Raw genomic sequence first — 535 nt, 5'->3', positions numbered from 1 at the left:
ATTTTATGAAACTTAACATATTGAGATTACTTGGTTATAAAAAGAATAGTCGCAGTTGAACAAATATGACGCTGAATTTTCTAATTAATACAAAGTTAAATTTTTAATGAATTTATAACAAAGCTCACTGTTTGTTTATAGATAAAACTCTTATTAAGCGTTTATCATAAAAATAGTCAATTTAATGAATATTTTAATATGTATTCAGTTGTTTATTGGTTGGAAGCGAAACTGTTGCTTATGTCATCAAATAAGCTAAAAAAGTGGAACTAAAGTCACTTAATAGCAGAGTAAAAAATTAAAGTCTGGTTTGAATAGGTAATAATGTTTTAGTAACAGATAGTTACGCGTTTAAAAATTAATAATACGGCTAATTTCCGACAAGGATCGAAAAAATGAGCGACAAGGATTCTATTCAGACTAATCGCAGCCGACGTAATTTTCTTAAAGGCGCAACGGGTGCCGTTGTGGCTGGTGTTGGTGCTTATGCTTTTTCAGGTGTAGCACAAGCCCGCGCACAGAAAATTGATTGGAG

At 31.6% G+C, this 535-nt stretch carries 1 protein-coding gene; it reads left to right on the top strand.

Annotated elements, in window-relative coordinates; all coding sequences use genetic code 11:
* Window positions 1–395 precede the first annotated feature (395 nt).
* A partial coding sequence (locus R7Q46_RS29870; protein WP_318078682.1) for a twin-arginine translocation signal domain-containing protein occupies window positions 396–535 on the top strand: 140 nt, incomplete at its 3' end.

Source organism: Vibrio sp. 811, assembly GCF_033339195.1.
The sequence above is the reverse complement of the archived record's forward strand: the minus strand, read 5'-3'. Positions and strand labels throughout refer to the sequence as shown.